This window comes from Polaribacter sp. HaHaR_3_91, assembly GCF_019278525.1.
Taxonomy (GTDB): Bacteria; Bacteroidota; Bacteroidia; order Flavobacteriales; family Flavobacteriaceae; genus Polaribacter.
The window spans coordinates 2,764,197-2,788,725 of record NZ_CP058986.1 but is presented as its reverse complement, the minus strand read 5'-3'; the positions used below and the strand labels follow the sequence as shown (position 1 = coordinate 2,788,725).

Genomic DNA, 24,529 nt, shown 5'->3' with positions numbered 1-24,529 from the left:
GAGTTTGAAAAATAATTTAATTTTTAATCAATTTTTTAGTGATAAATTGTTTATCAGAATTAATTTTAAGTAGGTAAACACCCTTAGATAAATCTGATATATCAATTTTATTTTTACTTTGAGTAACATTAACAGATTTTGTTAATTTTCCTAAAACAGTATAGATATGAATCGTAGCGTCTTCTGTAATATTAAAATAGATGCTATTTCCATCTGTTGGGTTTGGAAACATTTTAAAAGTTTTAAATGTATTTTTAGAAATACTCAAAGTAGAAGTAAAACTACCCAAACCGTCTGCAGTATTTGCAGGAAAAGGTGTCCATTCTCCTTGTAAATCAAAAGTTGTATTTGGTGCACTTATATCGCCATTTCTTCTTAATGTTTTGTTTGCTGCAAAATTAGCGCCGTTACCAAATTCTCCTATTATATCTATTAATATGTTATCTTTAAATAAACCAATGGCGTCATTACCTGTAAAGTTTATAGGTTGCCCCCAGTTCGTTTCTTCAATAACTGGTTGTACCAAATCTACCTGACCAATGGTATTTGTTTCTGAATAAGTTTGTAATTCTGGAATAGAGTTCTTTCCATTTCCAATTACAAAAACATCTCCGGGAACAATATTTTTAACAGTTCCGCTATCTAGTGCTAGTGGAGATACCCATTCGCCAGTATCATTTCTATCTAGTTTTATTACATAACCAGATAAACTTACTGTACCTCCAGTTAAATTAACAATTTCCAATGCTTTGTTTGTTCCTCCGTCTCCTTCAAAATATTCAGAGAAAAATAATTCTGAAGCAGAGCCACCAGATGCTCCATCTGTTGTAGTTGCATTTATGGCAGTACTTTGTGCCGATTTATTATCATCTTTATCTTTTGCTAAAACCATAATACTATAAGTAGTAGATGTTGCTAAACCAATAACAGCATAAGTAGTTGTAGTAGATGTTTCTTTAAAGTTTCCATCAATAAAAATATCATAACCGGCTACTTCGTTGTTATCTGAAGATGCAGACCAGTTTATATTAAAAGAACTATCTGTTATGTCTGTAATGGTTACGTTTGTAGGAATTGATGGTGCTTTAGTATCTGCTAAGGTTGTACCTACCACTTCATTACTTGCTTCAGATTTGTTAATTAAATCTTTAGCAATTACTTTAAAATTATAAGTTGTATTTGTTTCTAAACCTGTAATAGAGGCAGAGGTAGCTGTTGTTGTTTGTTTTGTTAAAACATTATTAACATACACTTGGTATTGTACAACGCCAATATTATCTGTAGAAGCAGTCCAAGAAATATCTATAGAAGTTAAGGTTTGGTTGCTTAAAGTAACATTAGTTGGCGCAGTAGGAGCTTCTGTGTCACTACTTGTATAAATTCCCCAAGTATCTTCAGCATTATCTCCTCCCCAAATTCTAGTAGCTAAAAACGGATTGTCTATAAATGGATTTCTATTTCCTTGAGCGTACGTATTAGAAGTATTTTCGTGATACGTGTTTCTCCTTTTTTCAATACCTGAAATGGGATCTTCTCTATTCCATTTTAAGAATAAATCAATCATTTCATCTGGTGTAAATTTAGTATCACCAACCCCAACATTTGTTGGTAAACATTGGCTGCCATAACGAAGATACATGTACATTATAATTCTAGAAACATCTCCTTTCCATTCGTCTCCAGGATACCAGCCTCTTGTGTCTGCTCCATCAGGGCCATTGTAAGTAATAGAAGAACGTCCTGAGTTTCCACTACCTAGTGCAAATTTGTAGTTATTTCTTTCTGAGTTTCTATTTTTGTCTGCGGGTCTTAAATTATGCGCATCTGTTCCTGCACCTGGGTTGTCTGTAATTAAACTTGGGTTAGCAAGCGATTTAGAGAATACGTGTTCTCTATTCCATACAAAAGTAGCACCTGTACCAGCATCTTGCAAAGAATTATCTCTAGTTTTGTCATTAGTAATATCGCTGTCAGTACCATCTTCCCAACCGTAAATTAAAACAACATTGTCTGGTTCTGCGGTATCTAGATCTGTAATTTTAGAAGCTTCCCAAACACCAGGTGTATAGGTTAACATATTAGAATGTGTACTAATAATTTTTGCAGCTAAGGCGTCTTTTAAAGCAATACCAGTTAGTTGTAAATTTACATCATCGTAATAATCTTCTTGAGAAAAAGATATAAAAGATGTAATTGTTAAAATAAAAAGAAGTAGTTTTTTTACCATATAAAATGAAATTAAGTTAAAAAATAAATACTTTCTTTTTCAGCAATTTAAGGGTTACATCAGCAATAAATATAACCCTTTGTTGTATTATTTTCTTTCTAAAAGTGCCATATAAAATCCGTCGAAACCAGAAATATGCGCTAACACTTTTTTATCAGACACAAAGGTAAAATCTTTTCCTGCATCTGATGTTAAGAAATGATTAACTTGCTCTTGGTTTTCTGATGGTAATACAGAACACGTAGCGTACACCATTTTTCCACCTGGTTTAACCATTGTAGAGTATTGTTGTAAAACGTCTTGTTGAATTTTTTTAATATTTTCTATAAATTCTGGTTGTAATTTCCATTTAGAATCTGGGTTTCTACGAATAACACCTAAACCAGAACAAGGAGCATCAATTAAAACTCTGTCTGCTTTACCTTGTAATTTTTTAATAGGTTTTGTAGAATCTATAACACGCATATCAATATTGTGTGCTTTGTTTCTCTTTGCTCTCACTTTTAATTTACGCAATTTACTTTCGTAAATATCCATGGCAATAATTTGACCTTTATTTTCCATTAAAGCAGATAAATGTAAAGTTTTACCTCCAGCACCTGCACAAGTATCAATAACTTTCATACCTGGTTTTACGTCTAAATAGGCAGCAACAAGTTGCGATGAAGCATCTTGAACTTCAAAATAACCACTATGAAAAGCTTCCGTTTTAAAAACATTAGCTCTTTCTGGTAAAATTAAAGCATCAGGGTGATTTGGTACAAATTCTGTATTTACGCCTTCTGCTTTTAATTTTTTCTGAAGAACTCCTCTAGTAATATTTAAAGTATTGGTTCTTAAAATTACACTTGCTTGTACATTTAAAGCTGCAATTTCTTTTGTCCAAATTTCTTCACCTAATTCTTTAGCACACATTTCATCCATCCAATCTGGAATAGATTCTCTATATTTTCGGGTTCTAGATAATTCTGCAAAACGTCCTTTAATTCTTCTTTCTGGTACATCACCAATTTGGTTCCAATCTGGTAAAGCAATTCCTCTTAGAATGCACCATACAGAGAACAACCTCCAAATATTATCTCTGTCATACGGAGCTTTTACTTCTGCAATTTCGCTATATAAACGATTCCAACGAACAATGTCGTATATGGTTTCTGCTACAAATTTACGGTCTCTTGCTCCCCAACGTTTATCTCGTTTTAAAGCTTTTTCTACTGCTTTATCAGCATAAACACCTTCATTAAATATATCTCTTATGCTGTCAATAACTGCAAAAGTTAAGTTTCTGTGTAATCTCATTATTTCTTTTGAATATAAGGCACAAATGTACAAAATCTGCCTTACGAATCATTAGTTTTGATTCATTTTTAACGTTAGATACGTTTTAATAAGGTTTAGTATTATTTATAGAGTTTTGTGTATTCTTTTATTATTGATAATTGTTATCATAAATGAATCTGTTTTAAATAAAAACAAAGGAAAGTTAAATAGATATCGATTTAACTTTCCTTTGTTCTAAGCAATTATTTAATGATTAATTTTTTAGCACTTTTTATGGTATATATACCATATGAAACGGCTATGATAATTAGTGTTAAAACGCCAGTATCGATTTCTAGACCTGGAGGTGGTGGTGGAGGATTGATTGGGGGAGTTTGGATGAGTACAATCATGAGTTGAGTTAGGTTGTTTAGTTATTGGTTGTGTGTCATTTATTTATCAAAATAGAACTTTCTTATCTATGATGCCTTTATCTGTATTTAACCTTACGATGTAAATATCCGTTGGTATTTGATTATTAATTGCTAATTGGTAAGAGTTTTTTGAGTTCTTTAATTTCCCCAAAAATTGGTTTTTTTACCAAGGGTATTATATAATTCTACTTTATATAAAGTTACTTCTGGTTTTTTAGAAATAATTACGTTTTGATTTTGAAAAGAAACTGCTATTTGACTATGTAATAATAAATCATCAGTATTTTTATACTCAAATCCTAATTTAATAATTGGTAATAATTCTGGAGTGCTTGTTGTTTTTAATTTATTAGTCCTGTAATCTTTTTTAACGAATTTTCTATTGTATTTAAAATAGGAACGCTTTCTTCACACAGTAAAGAGGCTGTTTTTATAGGTGTTATGTTCGCATAAGTTTGTGGAATGAACAACAATGATAGGGTTAAGGTTAAAAACAAAATTTCTTTTTTGTTTGTGAAGTATTCAGTTTTAAAAAAATCAGGTACTTGAAAAATTAATTCTAATAGGTTTTTATCTTTATTCATTTTTTTGGGGGATTAAATTAAATAAACATTGTCTAAATATAATAAAATAATGTTTATTCTGGTTGATTGTTTGGGTATAAATCATTAGATATTATTTAATTATTGTATATTTTTTAAAAAAGATAGATTTTATTGAGAATTTAATAATAAGAATGTCAAGAATAACTGTTACATATATTCTTAATCTGTACTGTGTGTATTTTAAGAGTTAATTATTTATTTCAAAGGAAATTTTAAACAAAAAAAAGCTGAATAATGTTATCATTATTCAGCTTTAATTAATAAACTTTATTCTTTTAACTCTTATTCTACAACTACTTTTTTACTTGTAATCCCCTTATTAGTGTCCATTTTTACAATATAAACACCTGTTGGTAATTGTTTGTAGATGTCTAGTTGGTAGTCACTTTTTTGTTCTTTAATATCCCAAAGAATTACTTTTTTACCAAGAATATTAAATAACGCTATGTTATTAATTTCTACATCATTGTTCTTAAAAATTACAATTTGGTTATTTTTATTGTCGGCATATACATTTGTATAGGTAGACAATAGCTCGTTTTCAATACTAAGTACAGCATCTTGTACAGTGGTAAATGCTAAAACAAATCTATCTGTGTAAGTACCTTTTTTTAACTGATATGTAGCACTAGCGTCATTTATTTTTTGTGTTTTACCTGTTAATTTGTCTTTTATATATATATCTTGATTGATGTTTTTTATTTCATCGATATTTATAGTAATTACACTATTTTGGTTCACAACAACTTCTAAAGGAACTTCTAATTCATTTGAAATTTGTTGTACACCTGCAATAACGTAGCTACTAGTGTTGTTAGGAAATTTCCAATAGAAGTCCGTTGGGTTAATATCATACATTTCAGAATCATATCCTTTTTCATGCTCAAACGAGTTTGTTTGGTTAAAAGAAATACCTATTTGGCGATGTAAATTGTTTCCTAATGTATTAGAATAATTCATACCCAACTTTAAGATTGGTAAGCCTAAGTTTGATGACTTTTCTGTTGTTTTCTTTTCACTTTTAAAGAATACAGATTCTCCAGATTCTTTTGTTATGTATTCTCTTTGGCTATTGTTAAAAACAATTTTTCCGTTTGTTGTATTACCTTCAATGAAAAAACCTTGTCCAACAGCAATATACGGTTCTGGAGTCTTGTATTTATCTGCGTATTCTTCGCCACCTGTACTCGGAGCACAAGATATTTGTCCGTCTTCATCTTTAAAAACTATTTTGTCAACAAAAATACTATGGCCATCAGTACTAGAAGTCAATGTAACATTACTACCAGCTTCCATGCATAAAGCAATTTTAAGCTCTTTATATAATAGACCAGTGTTAGGGAATGTAATTTCTCCTCTGTCTACATTGTTAATTTTAATTTTTAATGTTTTATCATAAAAAGATGCGTAGGTTATTCTTAATGAATCTACACCTCTAGAAATATTAGGAAACGTAATATGGTCTTCATTATTTAAAGAAACTACAGAGAAACCTATCATTGGTATTGATATTTCAAATCCATCTCCTTCAAGAGCATCTTCTGCTTCTAAAGTATAATTTACGGGTTCATTTTGGCTAGTAGCGTTTGCTGCAGTACCCATTGTTTTATTTTGAGTAGCGTAACCACCAATATAACCTGCAAAATTATGCCCTGCAGTTCCTTCATCCTCATCTTCTCCTACATGTTGCCAAAAGTATAAGGCACCTGTTATAGAATCTTCGTTATCTTCTATAAATTTTCTAGCATTCATTGCAGATGGAAAAGGATTACCAATTAAGTAAGATTGTCCAGGGTTTATTTCATTAATAGTATTAAACTCACCATCATTTGGTGTACCTACAAATGTGTAGTTTTGTTCTTGTCCGGGTCCTTTAAATATGTAACCATCTCCTTTATTTATAGCTCCGTCTTTATATTTATGCTCCCAATTAGATCTACCGTTGCTGCCTGCAGCATATGTGTATACCCAATAATCTGCTAAAGAAATATCAGTACCATTAACAGCACCATCATAGCCAGAAACATAAGTAATTTCTTTTGGAGTATTAGTTATTGTTCCGTTTCTAAGAACAGTTTCTAAAGTATAGGTGTTTTCTCCTAAAGTAGTTACTGGAGAACTCATATAGTTATAACGATACTTACTAGGTACTTCAGATTTTTGATCAACAAAAAGTAAACCAGAACCAGATACTGTACTTAAACTTGTATGTGTTTGTACTAATTGAGAAGTACCAGATAAACGTATGTTTCCATTTAATTCGATATCATTAGTAACTACTAATAGATTATTTGTTACTAATAATTCTTTAGAAGTGTCTATTTTTAGTTTTCTAGCACTTAATCTATCTGTTGTATGGTTGTAATCTTCATCTATTATAACATAACGAGATCTGTCAGGAAAACCATTATCCCAAGTTCCGTCTAAATTTCTAGTAGTTTCTTTAATTCTATGTAAACCAAGTAATGTGTTTGCATCGGTATTAGAACTTAGTATTTCTGATATTAATAAATCTTGCGGATGTCTTCTTTGGATAATATCTGTAGATATAGCACTATTTACTACATCATAAGTAGCTATTGCATCATCTATAAATACTACCCATTCAGTAGCGTCATAATCTTTATTAGTACTAGTCGTTTCATCTATTCTTACAAATGAAGTTTTGTTGGTAATATTTGAAACAACATCGTATCTGTTTGCCCATGAATAAGTTCCTGAAGCAGCTGAAAGTGTAATGATATCATTAGTTGTGTCATCTAAATCTGTTAACTCATTATTTGTAATTATTGTAGCTGTTGCATTTACATGAGAAACTGTATTTACTGAGTTTTTAAACAATACAGATTCGCCTACTTTTAAAACTGAGTCTACAATATCAGAGACATCTGGTGTAACACCTGTTTGATCGCCTGTAGTATCCTTATATAATTGAATTTTAATAGTATTAGCAGGGATATCTGTAGTTCCTATATTTGTAATTTCAATCCATTTTTCTATGCCAAATTGATATACTTGTGTTATCATAACATCTGCAGCTTCTGGTGCATCTCTATAATCAAGATCACCAGTAGTTGGATTAGTAGGGAGAAGTCATTGTCTTCATCACCAAAAGAATTTTCTAATGTTATTAGGTTTATTACAGTGTTATCTGGGTTTAAACCATCATTTACTGTAGCTCCAGTAATACTAGAATCATCATTGTCATCGAAGTTGTCATCTAAACCATCTTGGTCTACATCATTTCCGCTTAGGATATTGTCTGTATCTCCATTTTCAAAAATATCTGGAATACCATCATTATCTGTGTCTGTATCTAAGTAATCTGGAGTGTCTATACCATCTGTGTTTGTTGGTGTAAGACCAATTGTAGTAACGTTTTCATAAGTGTCATCTACACCGTTTTTATTGATGTCTGTTATTTGGCTACCAACTCCGCTTGGTGCAATATAATCTGCAGTAGTTTGTGCTTCTATATTATCTGGTATACCATCATTATCTGCATCAATATCCAAATGATTTAAAATACCATCATTATCTGCATCACCTTTAGGGTATGAGTTCGGGGTTCCGTTTCCATCAGTATCTTCTCCTGTTAATATTAAAACATTGTCTTTGTTTTCTGAAACACCATCTTGCCCAATATCTCCATCAACAGTATCATTAAAACCATCGTTGTCAGTGTCTACAAAGTCATCAGCTAAACCATCACCGTTTGCATCTTTACCTCCGGCTTCTATAACATCTGGAATACCATCGTTGTCAGAATCTAAATCTTGAGTATTTGGTATTCCATCTCCATCTGTATCTAGGTTTGCAATAGCGATTCCTCCATTATTTACATCATAATGATCATCTAAACCGTTACCATCTGAGTCATTTACTAAGGTACCGTCAGTATTTATATCATCTATTTTACCATTTCCGTCAGTATCTACTCCTCCAGCTTCTACTAAATCTGATATACCGTCGTTATCTGAATCTAAATCTAAAGAATTAGGAATACCATCATTGTCTGTATCTGCACAGTTATTAGCGAAAATAGTTACAAGATCTAAAGCAGCTCCTATACCTATAGATCCACCTGTAGGAGGTGTTGCCTGAAATTCTATTGTTGTTTCTGTGTCATTAGCAACAAAAGCAGTGCTATAGCGATACCATTTTTTAGGACCAATAATTCCGTTTACATTTCCTTCTGCAATACTACTTAGTGTTTTGTTGAAAATACTTACGTTAGAGGTGTTTTTAATGTTTAAATCTAAAGTAACTTCCTGTCCTATAGAATGGCCAATATCTTCTCCCCAATAAAAACTAAGGGTATACGTTGTACCGGGAATTGTAGTAATAGTTTGTGAAAGTATGTTACTAACTCCTCCTGCACTTTTATCGTTGTTACCAAGAACATCTAAGTATTGTTTTCCGTCATATGCATCTGCAAAGATATTAGTAGACCAACTTGGAGATTGACCACCAACCCAACCATCTAGGTTTTGAGTGTAATTCCATCCTTTTAGTGTATTTGTATTAAATGTAGTTCCTATAAATGTACCAGATGCATCTGTGTAACCATTAGGGAATTCTGTAACACTAGAAAAATCTTGAAGTTCGAAACTTCCGTTTATAACTAAGTTTCCACAACCTTCATCAGTATCTAAAATACCATCATTATCATCATCTAAATCAATACTGTCTATAACACCATCTTTATCTGTATCTATACAAGACGAGGTTCCAGAAATTGTAATTGTTAAATTACAATTAGCATCATTTATATCTGTAACAGTTACTGTTTTGTCTAAACCATCTGCACCGTTTGTTATTATAAAAACTGTATCGGTATTATAAATACCTGTAGTAGCAGTTGTACCTGATATTACATAAGAAGCACCTATGTTACTTCCTTTTAAATTTAATGTAAATTGTAAATCGTTTTCATTAGTGCAAGTACCAATTATAGTGTCTGGTTCTGTTAAAGAACAAGGTATTGTTCCGTCTAAATTAGCACAAGTTTCTTCTGTATCTTTTGGGTTTTTACAATCTGTACCCGTACAGTTATATGTTACTGTATTATCTATAGTTCCGTTTTGTATTGGAGTACCACTAAAAGAATATGAGAAATCTAAATTAGGACCAACATTACCTGAAATAGGGGATTGGCTACCAATTTTTATATAACCCGTTTTAGACTCTGATGTTAATGGACCAGTAACGTCTCCACCTCCTTGTATTTTTTGATTAACCTCTGCGTAGCCTTCATTATAAAGTTCTCCAGTTAAATTGATATCTCCATTTACATATAATTTTCCGTAATTTCTAAAAATAGCAGATGATACACCTAAAGATAAAGCACCACCTGTAATGTTAAAAGTACCAGTATTAACAACAAGTCCATTATTATTAAATGCTTGTTTTGATGTAAGTACACCACAGTTAACAAAAGTAATATTAGCACCAATTTGAGAGTTATTTGTAATAATCATTTCATTTTGATTTCTAATTTGACTAAGACCTACAGAAGATGCATTCATTTCTGTACCAATAATTACTTTACCAAGGTTATCAAATTCATTTTCAGTAGCGCCTCCAAACTGCAATGATTTACTGATGTTTATTGTACCTTCATTGTAAATTTTATTTTTAGCACCATTAAAACTAATAGTATTTAAAGCAGTAAGTTTTCCTTTACTACCTATTTCTATTGTAATATTAGCACTCAACTGTGGATTTTGATCGAAAATTAATTCACCGTTTTGTATTATAAAAGAAACATTTCCTGTTGAGGTTGCATTGGCTACTTTTAATGTGCTACCATCAGAAATACAAATTACTGCGCCATCGTTAAATTTTGCACCACTTCCGTTACTAACGCTAATATTACCTATAACACGGGTAACACCAGACGAAAAGGTATAACCATTACTTTGGTTACTATTTAAAGTGTAATCATAAGCATCACATTGTGCATTTGTATTGGAAATTGAAGATAATGCAACTACTAAAAATAATAATAAAGAAGATTTTAATTTAAAAGAAATTAATTTTTGAAATAATTTTCTTTTTTTTAGGGGGTTAATCATGTAGTAAATTTTAAAAGATATAATAGTTGCTCTTAATTAAGCACCTCTTATATGACCTACATAAGTTAAATAAGTCACATTTAAGTTTTTATTCATAAATTAAAAAGTGGATTATCTGTTAAATTATTACTTATTTCTAGTTATTTCTTATAGTTTCTTCTTTTTACCATGTAAATATTTGTTATATGTTTAAATAAAAAATATTTCATTTTTTTTTTGAAAATTGCATATTTATGCTTTACTAAGTTGGTTTTAACTTAGTAAAGTATTCGTGTAACAAAAAAAAAGCTGAATAACGATTTTGTTATTCAGCTTTAATTAATAGTATTCTATTGAGTTTATTTTACTCTATAACCACTTTTTATTAGTTTCACCTTTATTGGTTTTCATTTTTACAATGTATATACCTGTTGGTATTTGCGTTTTAATTTTTAATTGGTACGTATCTTTTTGTTCTTTAATATTCGATATACTTACTTTTTTACCAAGGATATCAAACAATTCTACTTTAGAAATTTCTACTTCATTGTTTTTAGAAATTACAATTTGTTTTTATTATCAGCATAAATACTAGTCTTTGCAGCTAATAATTCGTCTTCTACATCTAAACTACTATTAGGTGTAAAAGCAAGTACAAATCTATCAGGATGTACCTCTTTATTTAAAGTTAATGTAGCTTTACCTTCTGTAATATTATATGAAGTTCCGGTAAGTTTATTCTCAAATAAATTAGTTTATATGAGTTTTATTATATTTTATAAAATGAAACTTACATAGTATTCTAAAAGTATACTAAGTTAAGTAGGTTGTGAATCTTGGTTATTCATTAATATATGAATTTATTTTAATAAAAAACATTTTTTTATGTAATGAACTATATTTTTATAGACTAATGGTTTAAAATTATTTTAATATAGTTTTAAGTTTCTTTGAATTATAAGCAAAAAAAAGACTCAAATAGAAAAGAGATTAGTTTTGTGGGGACGCAACTAATAATTACATTAAAAGAAGAAAAATTTTCAGATAAAACTTCTGATAAATAATCTTTTCTATTTTAAGTCTTAAGATTTAGTCTTCTTATTAAGTAAAATAAGAAGACTAGGTTAAATTACTCTACTACTACTTTCTCATTCATAATGCCTTTACTGGTATTCATTTTAACAATGTAAATTCCCGTTGGTATTTGCTTTTTAATATCTAATTCATACCTGTTTTTTTGTTCTTTAATATTCCAAATACTTACTTTTTTACCAAGAATATCATAGAGTTCTACTTTATTAATTTCTATTTCATTGTTTTTAGAAATAATAATTTGCTTGTTTTTATTATCAGCATAAATATTTGTTTGGTTTGTTAAGAAATTATCTTCTAAACTAAGTGCAGTATTTTCTGGTGCAAATGCCAATACAAAACGGTCTGTATAAGTGCCTTTCTGTAACTGATACACAGCACTCGCATTATTTATTTGTTGTGTTTTACCTGTAAGTTTATCTTTTATAAATACTTCTTTGTTAATGTTATTAATATCATCAATGTTAATAGTGATGATACTATTTTTGCTTACCACAATTTCTAACGGTACTTCTAATGCATCAGATATTTCTTGTACCCCAGCAATTACATAATTGTTAGCATCGTTTGGAAACTTCCAATAGAAGTCTGTAGCATTGGTGTCGTACATTTTAGAATCAGATCCTTTTTCATAAGCAAATGAATTTCTTTGATTAAAAGAGATTCCTATTTGTCTATGGAAATTACTACCAACTGAAGTAGCATAATTCATACCTAATTTTAAAAGAGAAGAGTCATCATTATTTGTTTTTGCTGATGTTTTCTGTTGGCTTCTAAAAAACACAGATTCTCCAGTTCCTTTTGTAATGTACGCTCTTTGGCTATTGTTGAATTTAATTGTTCCGGTAGCACTACCTTCTACAAAAAATCCTTGTCCAACTGCAATAAATGATTCTGGGTTTTTGTATTTTTCTTTGTAGTCGATGCCTCCTGTGTTAGGGGTACATGCTGTTTCTCCATCTGTGTTTTCAATTATCAATTTATCAACCTTAATAAAGTTTTTATCGTCGATAGAGGTTAATGTAATGTCACTACCTGCTTCTACACATAAAGTTATTATTTTTTCTTCATAAAAATTACTAGAGTTCTCAAAAGTAATTTCTGTTCTATCTATGTTATTTACTTTAATTTTTAAATTTTTATCAGCATTAGACGCATAGATTATTCTTAATGTATCTATAGTATTAGAAATGTTTGAGAATTTAATATAGTCGGTTTCGTTTAGTGAAATGGATCTATTAGGCATACCTATTGCATCTACTAATCCTGAGTATTCTGCGTTTTCTGCTTCAAGCGGAATTGTTACAACTTCTTGCGGATTGGCTACATAGGCATTGGTAGCCATGTCTTTATTTTGAGTAGCGTAACCACCAATATACCCGCCAAAGTTATGACCTGCTGTTCCTGAAGTATTATTTTCTCCCACATGTTGCCAAAAATAGATGGTTCCTGTAATTGCACTATTATCATCTATAAACTTTCTAGCATTCATAGCAGAAGGGAAAGGGTTTCCTACTAAATAAGATTCGCCTAAACTTATTTCATTCTTTGTTTCAAAGCGACCGTCATTAGGTGTCCCAGCAAAGGTGTAATTTTGTACTTGTCCTGGGCCCTTAAAGATATAACCATCACCTCTTGTTATTTCTCCATCATGATATTTATGTACCCAATTAGATCTTCCGTTACTACCGGCTGCATAGGTATAAACCCAGTATTTTGCTATTGAAATACCACTTGCGTCTACACTACCGTCATATCCTTCAATAAAAGTAATGTCTTTAGGTGTATTAGGTGTTGTACCATCTTTAAGCACTGTTTCAAGAGAATAGGTGTCTGGTTTAGGGTTAATAAGCGTTCCTGAACTAGTAACTGGAGAACTCATATAATTGTAACGATATTTACTGTCTACTTCAGATTTTTGATCTACAAATAATGTACCTATAGTTCCTAAAATACTACTTGTAATAGTGCTAGTACTCGTATGTGTTTGCACTAATTGAGCATCTGCACCCGACAATCTAATGTCTCCGTCTAATACAATACCATTTGTAACCACTAACAGATTATCTGTTACTCTTAGTTCTTGATTAGAATTTACATCTAATTTTCTAGCACTTAATCTACTTGTAGTGTGATTGTAAAACTCGTCAACTACAACGTAACGAGATCTGTCTGGATAACCATTATCCCAAGTACCATCTGCATTTGTCTTTGTTTTTTTAATTCTATGTAAACCTAACAGCGTATTTGCATTCGCATTAGATTCTAATATTTCAGAGATTAACGGGTCTTGAGGATGTCTTTTAGTACTGGTAATGTCATCACCATAACCAGATTGGTATGTTGTTATTGCATCATCTATAAAAACGACCCATTCACTTGCATCATAATCTTTGTTAGGTGTTAATCTTTCATCAATTCTTACAAGAGAGGTTTTGTTGCTGATATTAGAAACAACATCGTATCTATTTGTCCAAGAAGAAATACCTGTAGAGCCTGAAAGTGTAATTATATCATTAAAAGTATCGTCTAAATCGGTTATAGCTGAATTTTCAATAATATTTGTAGTTTCAATATTTGTAATAGTGGTATTTCCGCTGTTTTTTAACAATACAGATTTTCCTACTTCTAAGATGGTATTTATCTTTATTGAAGAAGTACTTAAAGGAGTGATAGGAAGTGCTATCAAATCTGCAATTGTTTTGTCTTTATATAATTGAACATTAATTGTATTTGCAGGAATATCTGTTGTACCAACATTGGTAATTTCTATCCATTTTTCATTACCAAACTGATATACTTGTGTAATCATAGCATCTGCCATTATTACAACCGGAATAGAGGTAAGGTATAGAGTAGCTTTGTTGCATGTTATTGGAGAGCCGTTATCACATACTTCATATATTACAGGAACTGTTCCTATAAAATCTGGTTCTGGTACAAAAGTATATCTACCGTCAATATTTATTTTAATATTCCCAATACCTGCAATATCTATCGCTGTTCCGGGAGTAATTGTTGTTCCATTTATAGAAGCAGTAGTAATATTTTGATCGTCACTTTCTGGGTCAAAATCATTGTCTATTACATTTCCAGTCATGGTATCTCCTTGTGGAGCAGAATTAGCATCATCATTTGCAAAAGTTGTGTTTCCAAAATTAGAAATCACATCTATGTTAAGTATTGCTGTATCTGTACCACCATTTCCGTCACTAATGGTGTAGGTAATATCATTTACAGTACCTGTAAACCCTGTTTCAGGAGTAAAAGTGTACGTTCCTTCGTTGGTCATTGTTATGGTTCCGGCTACATCAACAGGGTTTCCGTTTAAGTCCTTTCCAGAAACTGTTTGCCCTGCTCCAGAAATTGGGAATGTTGTTACTGTAGTTTCAGTAGTAATAGTAGTACCACCAGAATTAGTAGTTACATCGGTAGTTATACTAATTACTGTTAATTCATCTCCATCAGGATCACTATCATTAGATAGTATTTTTCCATTAATAATAGGAGTATTTAATTCTGTTGTATTTACATCATTTTGCGCCGTTGGCGGATTATTACCCGACAGAATATTCGGAATAACTTCAATAGATAATAGTGCGGTATCAGAAATATTACCAGCACCAGTTCCTGTATAAGTTACAGGATCTATACTTCCTGTAAATTCTGCAGCTGGTTTAAAAGTATAAGTTCCATCACCGTTAATTGTTAACATACCAGCATTAGCCACTGCATTTCCGTTTTTATCTTTACCAGAAACTTGTTTAGGAGTTCCTAAAACAAAACCATCAGCGGTTACGCTTAATACACCTTGGTCGTTGGTTGTTAATTGTCCATCAACCTCAACGTCTTGTGGAGTTTGATTGATGTCATTTTCAGCAATAACAGCAGCAGGAATAGAAGTAAGGTACAAGGTTGCTTTGTCACATGCTTGTGGAATTCCATTATCACATTTAGTATACGTTACAGTTACTGTTCCAATAAAGTTAGGGGTTGGTATAAAGGTATAGCTACCATCAGTATTTATTTTAATATTCCCTATATCTGCAACATCTATAGCAGTTCCGGGAGTAATCGGTGTACCATTTACAGAAGCACCAGTAATCATTTGACCATCATTTTCTGGGTCAAAATCATTATCTATTACATTTCCAGTCATAATATCTCCTTGTGGAGCAGAATTAGCATCATCATTGGCAACGGTTGTGTTTCCGTAATTAGGAACCACATCTATTGTAAGAATAGCTGTATCTGTACCACCATTTCCATCACTAATGGTGTAGGTAATATCATTTACGGTACCTGTAAAACCATTTTCAGGAGTAAAAGTATACGTTCCATCGTTGGTCATTGTTATGGTTCCTGCTACATCAACAGGATTTCCGTTTACGTCTTTACCAGAGACTGTTTGTCCTGTGCCAGAAATAGGGAAAGTTGTTACTGTGGTTTGGGTAGTAATGCCGCCAGAATTTGTAGTTACATCGGTAGTAATACTGATTACTGTTAATTCATCTCCATCAGGATCGCTATCGTTAGATAGTATTTTTCCATTGGTAATTGGAGTATTTAATTCTGTTGTATTTACGTCATTTTGCGCCGTTGGTGGATTATTACCTGGCAGAACGTTTGGTATTACCTCAATAGATAATATTGCGGTATCGGTAGCTCCTTGATTACCAGTTCCTATGTAGGTTATAGGATCTATAGTACCTGTAAAATCTGTAGCAGGCATAAAAGTATAAGTTCCATTACCGTTAACAGTTAACATACCTGCATTTGTAATAGGATCACCGTTTTTGTCAATACCAGAAACTTGTTTGGCAGTTCCTAAATCAAAGTGAGAAACAGTTACGCTTACTACACCTTTATCATTGGTAATTAATTGACCTGATACAGAGGTGTTTTGTGGTGTTTGATTGATATCATCTTTAGCCACAATAGTAATTGGTAATGATGTAAGGTATAAAGTAGCTTTGTCACATACTTGTGGATTTCCATCATCACATTTTGTATATATTATAGCAATTGTGCCTACAAAACCTGTTATAGGGGTAAAAGTATAAGTACCATTTTCATTTAATGTTAGATCACCTACATCTGGAATGTTTGTTAATACATTAGTATTAATATTTATGCCGTTTAGAGTAGCACCAGTTACCTTGTGTAAATCTCCTTCCGGATCAAAATCATTATCTAATACATTTCCATTCATAGTATCTCCTTGCGGAGCAGAATTTGCATCATCATTAGCAAAGGTTGTGTTTTCAAAATCTGGTTTCACAGATAAGCTAAGAATAGCGGTGTCTTTTCCTTCATTTCCATCACTAATCGTGTAGGTGATGTCATTTACAGTACCTGTAAAACCTATTGCAGGTGTAAAAGTATATATACCATTTTCATCAAAAGTGATTGTACCAGCTACATCTACAAGGGTTCCGTTTAAGTCCTTTCCAGAAAGTGTTTGTCCTGCTCCAGAAATGGGGAATGTTGTTACTGTAGTTGGAGTAGTAATAGAAGTACCGCCAGAATTATCGGTTAGATCGGTGGTAATACTAATTAATTTTAACGTATCACCATCAGGATCACTATCGTTAGATAGTATTGTTCCATTGGTAATTGGTATATTTAATTCTGTAGTGTTTACGTCATTTTGCGCCGTTGGCGGATTATTTCCTGGTAAAATACTTGGAATTACTTCTATAGTTAATATTGCGGTATCTGTAACGTCATCTGCACCAGAACCGGTGTAAGTTATCGGGTTAATTGTACCTGTAAAACCTAATGACGGTGTAAAGGTATATGTACCGTCAGAATAAATAAGTAGGGTACCTGCATTGGTTACTGGATCTCCATTTTCATCAACACCTGGTACGTTTGTAATTGTTACAGTTCCTTGGGTTCCAGTAACTGCTGGAGGAACTAGATAATCAGTAGTGCCTACTTTTACAATCGTTACACTTGTTACATTTTCATCATTTGTTAATAATGCACCATCAACGGGTATATTTTTAGGTGTTTGATTGATATCGTTTACAGCATTTACAGCAGTATTACATTCAGTACTTTGAATATCTTTATTTGTAGAAGTACCAATTGCTTGCGATGCGCCTCCTGGTTGCCCATTGTTGTCAATTGCTTCTTTAAGTCTGTTGTTTGAATCTAAGTCCGAGAAGTTGTAATTACCATCTCCTTCTATAGCATCAGGACAACCATCATTGTCACTGTCTGTATCTAAATAATCTGGAATGTTGTCTCCATCGGTATCTTGATGCCTACAAGCGCTTAAATTACCGATCATTATATACCCATCGTTTTGTGTACCGTCTGCAAAAGTGTATGAGATGTTTATTTTATCTATGCCATTAACTTTGGTATGAATATCCATAAGAACATTATAGTCTGGTGGTGTTCCGCTACCACTAGCTTTAAAAACATTATTACCTAAGTAGGTATAACCTTCTGGAATGGTAAAATCGGAAGCTTTTAAAATATAAGTTGTAGCATCTGATAATATTAGATCTATGGTAACTTGTTCACTTTTTCCAGAACCTGACGTACCTTCATCTAAATCTCCTATTTGAAAAGCAAGATTATTTACGTTTTCTGCAAAATCTATGGTTGCAATAACTGGTATTCCAGCTGTTTGACCATTATGTCTTATACGCCATCCCGAAAAATTAGATCCAGTTCCATGGCTTCCATTTGATGTATTTGTATCATCTGCTAATGTCGCTGCAGATGCTATAGCAGCATTAAAAGTAGTGGTTCCAAAAGGATGAGGGTTTGTTACGGGAGTTGTTAAAGTTGGAGAAACAGTTCCAATTGGAGTTCTAGTCCAATCATTAGATAAGATCTCTATACATTGTCCTTCAACGGTATCTAATATACCATCGTTATCATCATCATTATCACAAATATCATTTATACCATCATTATCTGTATCTGGTAAATTAGGGTTAGTACAATAGTTTGCAATTCCAAAATTATTTTCACAATCAGAAACATCTGAATCGTTAAAAATAGCGTTCTTGGTAGCTGATGTAGTTATAGAATAATCGGCTGGTAAAGTTGTTTCATCAACTTTTACAAGATAATTTGTAGTTATTGGTAATCGATAATTTACTACAAGGCGTGGTGCTTTGCTTGAGCTACGATCAAACGATTGAGCTACTCTAGTTCCGTCACCTACCACTAAAATTGCAATAGCATTATTTGGAGTCCAATTAGGTCTATCTACTATTTTTTTGATAATGGCTCTAATATTAGGTGAGTTATAAGTTGAATTAGCAGTCCAAGATGGAACGGAAGTCCAAGGTACAGTAGCCGTCGTTTTAGTACGTGATGAAGTGTTATTTGTTGCAGTAGTAAATGTAGGAGCGTTATCTACAGCATCTGCAGAAAAAACAAGGTTGGTAGATCCACTATTAGATGTTTCTGCTGTAAATTCTATATAAGCATTGGTTATAATTGCACCTTTAGGGATATCCATGTTTTGAAATCTCATACCTACAGTTCGTGCAGTTCCACTAAAGGTTCCTAAATCTAGACTGGTACTTGTAAGAAGTGGTGTTCCTCCAGCTGAATCTTCCTCAACATCATCAGAACTTTGTGAAACCCTCTTAGAAACAGCATTAACAGTACCTGTTGGTATTGTTAATTCTACGGAATAATTTCCATTAGCATCTGTTATGCTTGTACTTTTTAGAGGTTCTCCAGTATCAACTAAATCATTTTTATTAGTGTCTTCATATAAATTTATAGTGATACCATTTTTACCTTTTTCACCAGTATCAAAATTAGCATTTAAGGAATCATCCATAAACACAGTACCGCTTATTTTGTTTTTTCCTGCACTAGCAATAGAACAACCTACTGGTACCCTTACTTTAGCAACATCACAGATATCTGGAAAATCGCTAGAGCAAATTCTATATTCAAACTCATCTACACCAGAAAAACCAGGGTTTGGGGTATAGGTAACTGTACCATCTCCATTGGTAACTACTGTTCCATTAGTAGGTTGTAATACGCCTAATGTTGAAACTGAAGAGGGATCTATAGTACATAAAAAACCGACATCATTATTATCAAGGTCAATAGTTACGGGTGTGTTTATTAAGGTTCCTTTTAAGTCATCATTTGCGAATAAAATTTGTTGTAAACATCTTGGTTCCAATACGTATCCCACATCTTGCGAAGGTGATCCTGTTGGTGTGGTAGTACCATTCGCATAAGGGTCTTGCCCCCAAACAGCAGCAAAAGGTACGTCGTTACAAGTGTAAATAGCTACTCCACTTTGGTCGTTACCTGGGGCATAAATTTGATAGGTTTCGAGCGCGTTTAACGAAATTACCTGATCATAAGGCAGGTTACAACCATTTGCGGGTGTATTTGGAGCAGTTGTTACGTTTCCATTATATTTTATATAGATGGTGGTACTTGCTGTTGGCGTAATCCAAATTGGATTATAGTTTGCTGTTAAATCACTAGATCCAGGTGCCCAAGCAACACTTGCAAAGGTTGTTAATCGATTACTAGCAATAAGGTTATAAGACCAATCGTAAGTAGATCCATCGGAATCAGCATCGGTTACAGAAATTGCGGTAAAAGCTTTACCACTTGCACTTTTAAATTTATAACCAGTGGCTACTCTTGGTAACGCTAAATAATTAGAACCATTAGCTGGTAACACAACACTACCAGAGGCATTTGTTCCAGAAGTATAGTTTACGGTTATAGGTGTGTCTAAACTATTTGTAAAAAAGACATAAACTGGTGCAGTGGATAACGTAGTATATACTGGTGTGTAGTAAGTGTCACTGTAATATTCACCAGGTAAAAGTGCTAGGTTACGTGTTCCATAAGTGTCAATTCCTCCAAATAGTAAATCAATCCCTACAGGATGGGTTGCGGTAACAATAGCACCAGATTTAATATCGTTAGCCTTGTTTATGTCACTAGCTTTTCCAGGTGTAGAAGCAGTTCCGTCATAAAACCAAACCTCTCCTTCATTTAGGGTGCGTGTTAAGTCAACCGTATTGTCACCATCGTAATCTAAGCTAACAACAGTACCATCGGTTGCTGCTCTAATAAATAAAGCAGTGTATTTAAATGCGGATGTGCTACCTAATGTAATGTTTTCTCCAAAAGGAATCACAAAAAGTTCACCGAAACGACTTGTATCAAATACATTTGTTTTTGCATTTTGAACATCAAATAATTGAGCATTTCCACCCTGAGGAGTGGTGTCTCCAGATATTTTTGATATGGCAACGTCAGACGAAGTTAACAGTTTGTCTTTTCCATCATACTTAATTTCTACTGAATTTCTTGGGTTATAAGCAAATGTTTCATCTATAAGTATGTATCCACCTGCTGGAATTATATCCGTTGGATATCCTGGAGCCGCACCATTAGTTAGATCTCCATCTCCCCATGTTTGGGTTGTAGATTGACTAGGTATATTAATATCTGTTTCATAGCCATCCTCCCAATGATCGTAGGTTAAGGTAGTATTAGGGTATGGGAATTTAATACTAAGTATGGTTCTTACATGATTAGTACTATTCATATAATTAGTACTAGCAGCACTAATAAGCGATTCTCTTAACATGTTTGAATCTTCCGGAAAAGGTAAATAAAATGTTTTATTATTCGTTGCTTCCAAACATGGGTCTCCCGTTACTGCTTCTACTGTAACAGTTACCACGGCTGTATCGCAAACTGCATTTGGGCCATTACTACAAACTTGGTAAGTAAAGGTTTCGGTACCAGCAAAGTTACCATTAGGCAAGTATAAAACTTTTCCGTTATCATCTACTTGTACGTTACCATTTACAGGCGGAACGGTTATGGATACGGTAGTAATATCTATATCACATTCATCATTGGCTAAAACATTAACCGGAATAGGTCTTCCTTGAAGCCCTGTTACAGCATCTGCATTTGCAATTATAGCTGTACTAGAAATTATTAAGTTTTTGGTTTTAGGACCATTACAACCGGCTGCTGTAGCGGTAATTGTTGCGTTTCCATTAAAAAGGGCACTCCAAGTAACTGCTCCTGTTGCAGAATTAATTGATCCTGCAAGAAGCGGACTTAATGAGTAAGTAATACCTGTTGTATGAGTTGCTGTAGCTGCATAAGTTGTTGTTGCAGCACCTTTACATCTACTCGTAGAAATGGCAGCCGAAAAAACTGGTGTTTCTACGTTAGGTGTAGTTGTAACAGTATGTGTAGACGTTTTTGGTCCGCCACAACCAGTTGCGTTAGCTGTTATTATTGATATACCTGACCAACCGGCAACATAAGTAACTATTCCATTAGTGGTGTTTATAGAATTACCACCTATTATACTTGCTGTGTCTAAACTATAACTAATGTTTGTTGCGTTCGCAGCTGTAGCTGTATAAGCTTTATTTTCGGCAGCTTGACAACGTGTAGAGGTTGCGCCTAAATTAAATACTGGAGCTTCAATAAGCGGTGAGCAGATATCAAAACTAAGTGGTTTTGTGGCTGTTCCTGTACCTTCGAATCCTTCTTCTGCGGTTGCAGGAATTGAGTATGTGCCTCCTAATCCTGTAGTGTTCCACACGTATTCATACGTTCTTGTACAATCTATTGTTGCTACAGAAGTTGCTGTTACTGGGGCTCCTAAAATATTAATTTTTAAACCCGTAATGTCATTATATCCAAACGGACTTGTTACTGTTGCTCTTAGATAAGTTGGAGTACCTGCACTAGCTCCTGTAATGATGTTACCACCTGGATAAGGTGCGTCATAAACAGCATAGGATGAAATGTCTATATACGTAGAAAGAGGTAAATCTATTTTTGAAGGTTTTGTTTGGCTATCGTAATCTATTTTAAACGTAACATTAGGCTGAGCTGTAGTTATTTTTAAAGTGATTGCTTGTCCTGCAGGTATGATTGCATTAGAACTCAAATAGCCACTCCAATTTAAGATACCACCACTATAATTAGGGTTTGTTAAGGTTACAATATTAGTAGTACCATACTGTAAAATAGCTGTTATGTTAGGGTTTGCTGGCATAGTACCACTATCTATATTTACATAAGTTGATACACCTATTGGAGTACCTGCGTCTATACCTAAAGGGCTACATAATACTGGGGTTTGAGTAAAAGATACCGTTTTTAAATTTGAGGTAGATAATGGGTTTAAAACAAGTGATACTTGCGCATATTCGTCCTCACCACCAGACCAAGACATGGTACCGTTAGCGGGTGCTGTTGCCGTACTTGCTGCACCAATTAGGTCATTATTATCTGGGCCTAAGTCCCATTGAGTTGTTTGTCCACTCCCTGCAAAGTGTGTGTGGTCGTGATAGTCTTTTTTCCAAACAATAGCATCTAGTGCCATTCCATTTGTTGGCACGGTAACGGGTGTAGAAAAAGAAGTAGCATCACCATAGTTTCTATTATATGAGCTTGTAGGGTTGCTTAAATTTACATTATTAAAACTAATGGCCCCAGCAGCAGCTAATTTACTTCCATCATCTGCAATATAAAAAGCTACAGTATGGGTTCCTATGACTGGATTTGCTATTCCCCACATTTCAACCTTATATTTTTCATTGTCTGTATATTCCCAATATAAAAAATCCATCTGGATGCTGTTATAGGTCATTGATGTGATATGAGAATCAAAGCCATCACTTTCATGAGACACTGCAACAATTAAATATTGATTGGCAGCGGTGGTATTATGTGTAAATGAATGGTTATTTTTTTTATCCGTTGTATTGGTGTACGTTGTTTTATTAGCTACAGAAACAGCAGGTATTGTATGCGAAATACTAGCCGAAGTAGCAGTCGTTGCATCATTTGTAGCTACGGGGTCTACTCTATCTAATGCATTAGTACTTGTTAGGTAAAGTTGTTTTACAGCTGTGGTTTGGGCAGTACTATTTGCTATAGCATAGGCCGTATTATTATTTAAAAAGTTAACAGAAGAATTAAAGTTGAATGTTTCTTTTGTAGGTTCGTCTCTGTAAATAAGAGGAGTATATACCGTTTTTGTAGAAGTGGTTAAGTTGTTTTCTACCACATTAGTATCTGTACTTACATTTACACTATTGTTAGTTGTTTGAAGTCTAACCTTATTTTTTAAGTGACGTGCATGTTTTGATTTTACATCACTTGTTGAACTTATATTTTGTGCAGCTAAATTTTGAAAAGCAAACAATGTAAAAACCAAAAAGGTATTACGGATTAAATTTAGTAAGCTACAATTAGAAGTAATTTTAAAAGAAATACTATTAACTTTGTTAGAATAAAATTGTTTCATAATTTTTAAAATTCTTTTTTTTCTTGATCAGTTTTTATTGTTCATAATTTAAAACCATGAACAGAAATTTATTTTAGCACGTAAAATCATAACCAAATTAATGATGAATATGGATATTTTTTTCGTAGCTGTTTTTACACCATTTTAAAGGTGTGTTTTTTTTGGGGGAAAATATTTTGTGGGGACCTTTCTATCTACATTATTAAATAGTAAAGCAAAATTATATATAGTAATTTAAATAGAAATTAATTTAAAAAAGTATTTTCTTCAAACCTCTTCAATATCACTACGCACTTACTACTCACTCGATGTTTTCTTATAGATATTGGTAATTTTATTGTGTTTATTTGTAAAATGTAGGACTCAATTTATTTTAAAATTAATTATTAAAATTGTTCTTTGAGGGTATTTAAAAAGAAAAAATGGTACCTTTTTTTAGTTGAAATTATTTAAATAAGCACAGTCTTTTTTTAGCTTTTGGTTTGTTTTTTCTGAGTCGCGTGAAACTGTATTTATTACAATTATTTTGATTTGAAGTGCTATAT

The 24,529-nt window shown here is 32.7% G+C and carries 8 protein-coding genes; 1 reads left to right on the top strand and 7 read right to left on the bottom strand.

What is annotated here, in order from left to right; translation table 11 throughout:
- Positions 1-16: 16 nt before the first annotated feature.
- Both H0I27_RS11695 and H0I27_RS11690 read right to left on the bottom strand, forming a co-directional pair.
- On the bottom strand, positions 17-2,227 hold the full coding sequence (locus H0I27_RS11695; protein WP_218730878.1) for an endonuclease: 2,211 nt from the start codon (positions 2,225-2,227) through the stop codon (positions 17-19).
- A gap of 87 nt (positions 2,228-2,314) precedes the next feature.
- On the bottom strand, positions 2,315-3,526 hold the full coding sequence (locus H0I27_RS11690; protein ID WP_218730877.1) for an RsmB/NOP family class I SAM-dependent RNA methyltransferase: 1,212 nt from the start codon (positions 3,524-3,526) through the stop codon (positions 2,315-2,317).
- 231 nt (positions 3,527-3,757) lie between these two features.
- Here H0I27_RS11690 and H0I27_RS11685 point away from each other — a divergent pair, with 231 nt between their 5' ends.
- Positions 3,758-3,907: a hypothetical protein gene (locus tag H0I27_RS11685; RefSeq protein ID WP_218730876.1), complete on the top strand. Its 150-nt coding sequence runs from the start codon at positions 3,758-3,760 to the stop codon at positions 3,905-3,907.
- Between the two features lie 355 nt (positions 3,908-4,262).
- On the opposite strand, the gene H0I27_RS11680 is transcribed toward H0I27_RS11685, so the two are convergent.
- The 5 genes from H0I27_RS11680 to H0I27_RS11660 all read right to left on the bottom strand — a co-directional run bounded on the left by H0I27_RS11680 (position 4,263) and on the right by H0I27_RS11660 (position 23,984).
- Positions 4,263-4,505, bottom strand: coding sequence for a hypothetical protein (locus tag H0I27_RS11680; RefSeq protein WP_218730875.1), 243 nt, complete (start codon positions 4,503-4,505; stop codon positions 4,263-4,265).
- A gap of 303 nt (positions 4,506-4,808) precedes the next feature.
- The gene (locus H0I27_RS11675) at positions 4,809-7,553 is read right to left on the bottom strand and encodes a T9SS type A sorting domain-containing protein (RefSeq protein WP_218730874.1); all 2,745 of its coding nucleotides are present in this window, start codon (positions 7,551-7,553) and stop codon (positions 4,809-4,811) included.
- The gene (locus H0I27_RS11670; protein WP_218730873.1) at positions 7,550-10,603 is read right to left on the bottom strand and encodes a hypothetical protein; all 3,054 of its coding nucleotides are present in this window, start codon (positions 10,601-10,603) and stop codon (positions 7,550-7,552) included. Before H0I27_RS11670 ends, H0I27_RS11675 begins: the two co-directional genes overlap by 4 nt.
- A 348-nt stretch (positions 10,604-10,951) precedes the next feature.
- Positions 10,952-11,104 (bottom strand): T9SS type A sorting domain-containing protein, encoded by a 153-nt coding sequence (locus tag H0I27_RS17750; protein ID WP_368407319.1) that lies wholly within the window; start codon positions 11,102-11,104, stop codon positions 10,952-10,954.
- A 607-nt stretch (positions 11,105-11,711) separates the two neighbouring features.
- Positions 11,712-23,984, bottom strand: coding sequence for a tandem-95 repeat protein (locus tag H0I27_RS11660; RefSeq protein ID WP_218730872.1), 12,273 nt, complete (start codon positions 23,982-23,984; stop codon positions 11,712-11,714).
- Positions 23,985-24,529 lie beyond the last annotated feature (545 nt).

What these genes read in the sequence shown, in the direction of transcription:
- H0I27_RS11695 (WP_218730878.1), bottom strand. Translation starts at nt 2,227, where the DNA reads ATGGTAAAAAAACTACTTCTTTTTATTTTAACAATTACATCTTTTATA.
- H0I27_RS11690 (WP_218730877.1), bottom strand. Translation starts at nt 3,526, where the DNA reads ATGAGATTACACAGAAACTTAACTTTTGCAGTTATTGACAGCATAAGA.
- H0I27_RS11685 (WP_218730876.1), top strand. Translation starts at nt 3,758, where the DNA reads ATGATTAATTTTTTAGCACTTTTTATGGTATATATACCATATGAAACG.
- H0I27_RS11680 (WP_218730875.1), bottom strand. Translation starts at nt 4,505, where the DNA reads ATGAATAAAGATAAAAACCTATTAGAATTAATTTTTCAAGTACCTGAT.
- H0I27_RS11675 (WP_218730874.1), bottom strand. Translation starts at nt 7,553, where the DNA reads ATGATAACACAAGTATATCAATTTGGCATAGAAAAATGGATTGAAATT.
- H0I27_RS11670 (WP_218730873.1), bottom strand. Translation starts at nt 10,603, where the DNA reads ATGATTAACCCCCTAAAAAAAAGAAAATTATTTCAAAAATTAATTTCT.
- H0I27_RS11660 (WP_218730872.1), bottom strand. Translation starts at nt 23,984, where the DNA reads ATGAAACAATTTTATTCTAACAAAGTTAATAGTATTTCTTTTAAAATT.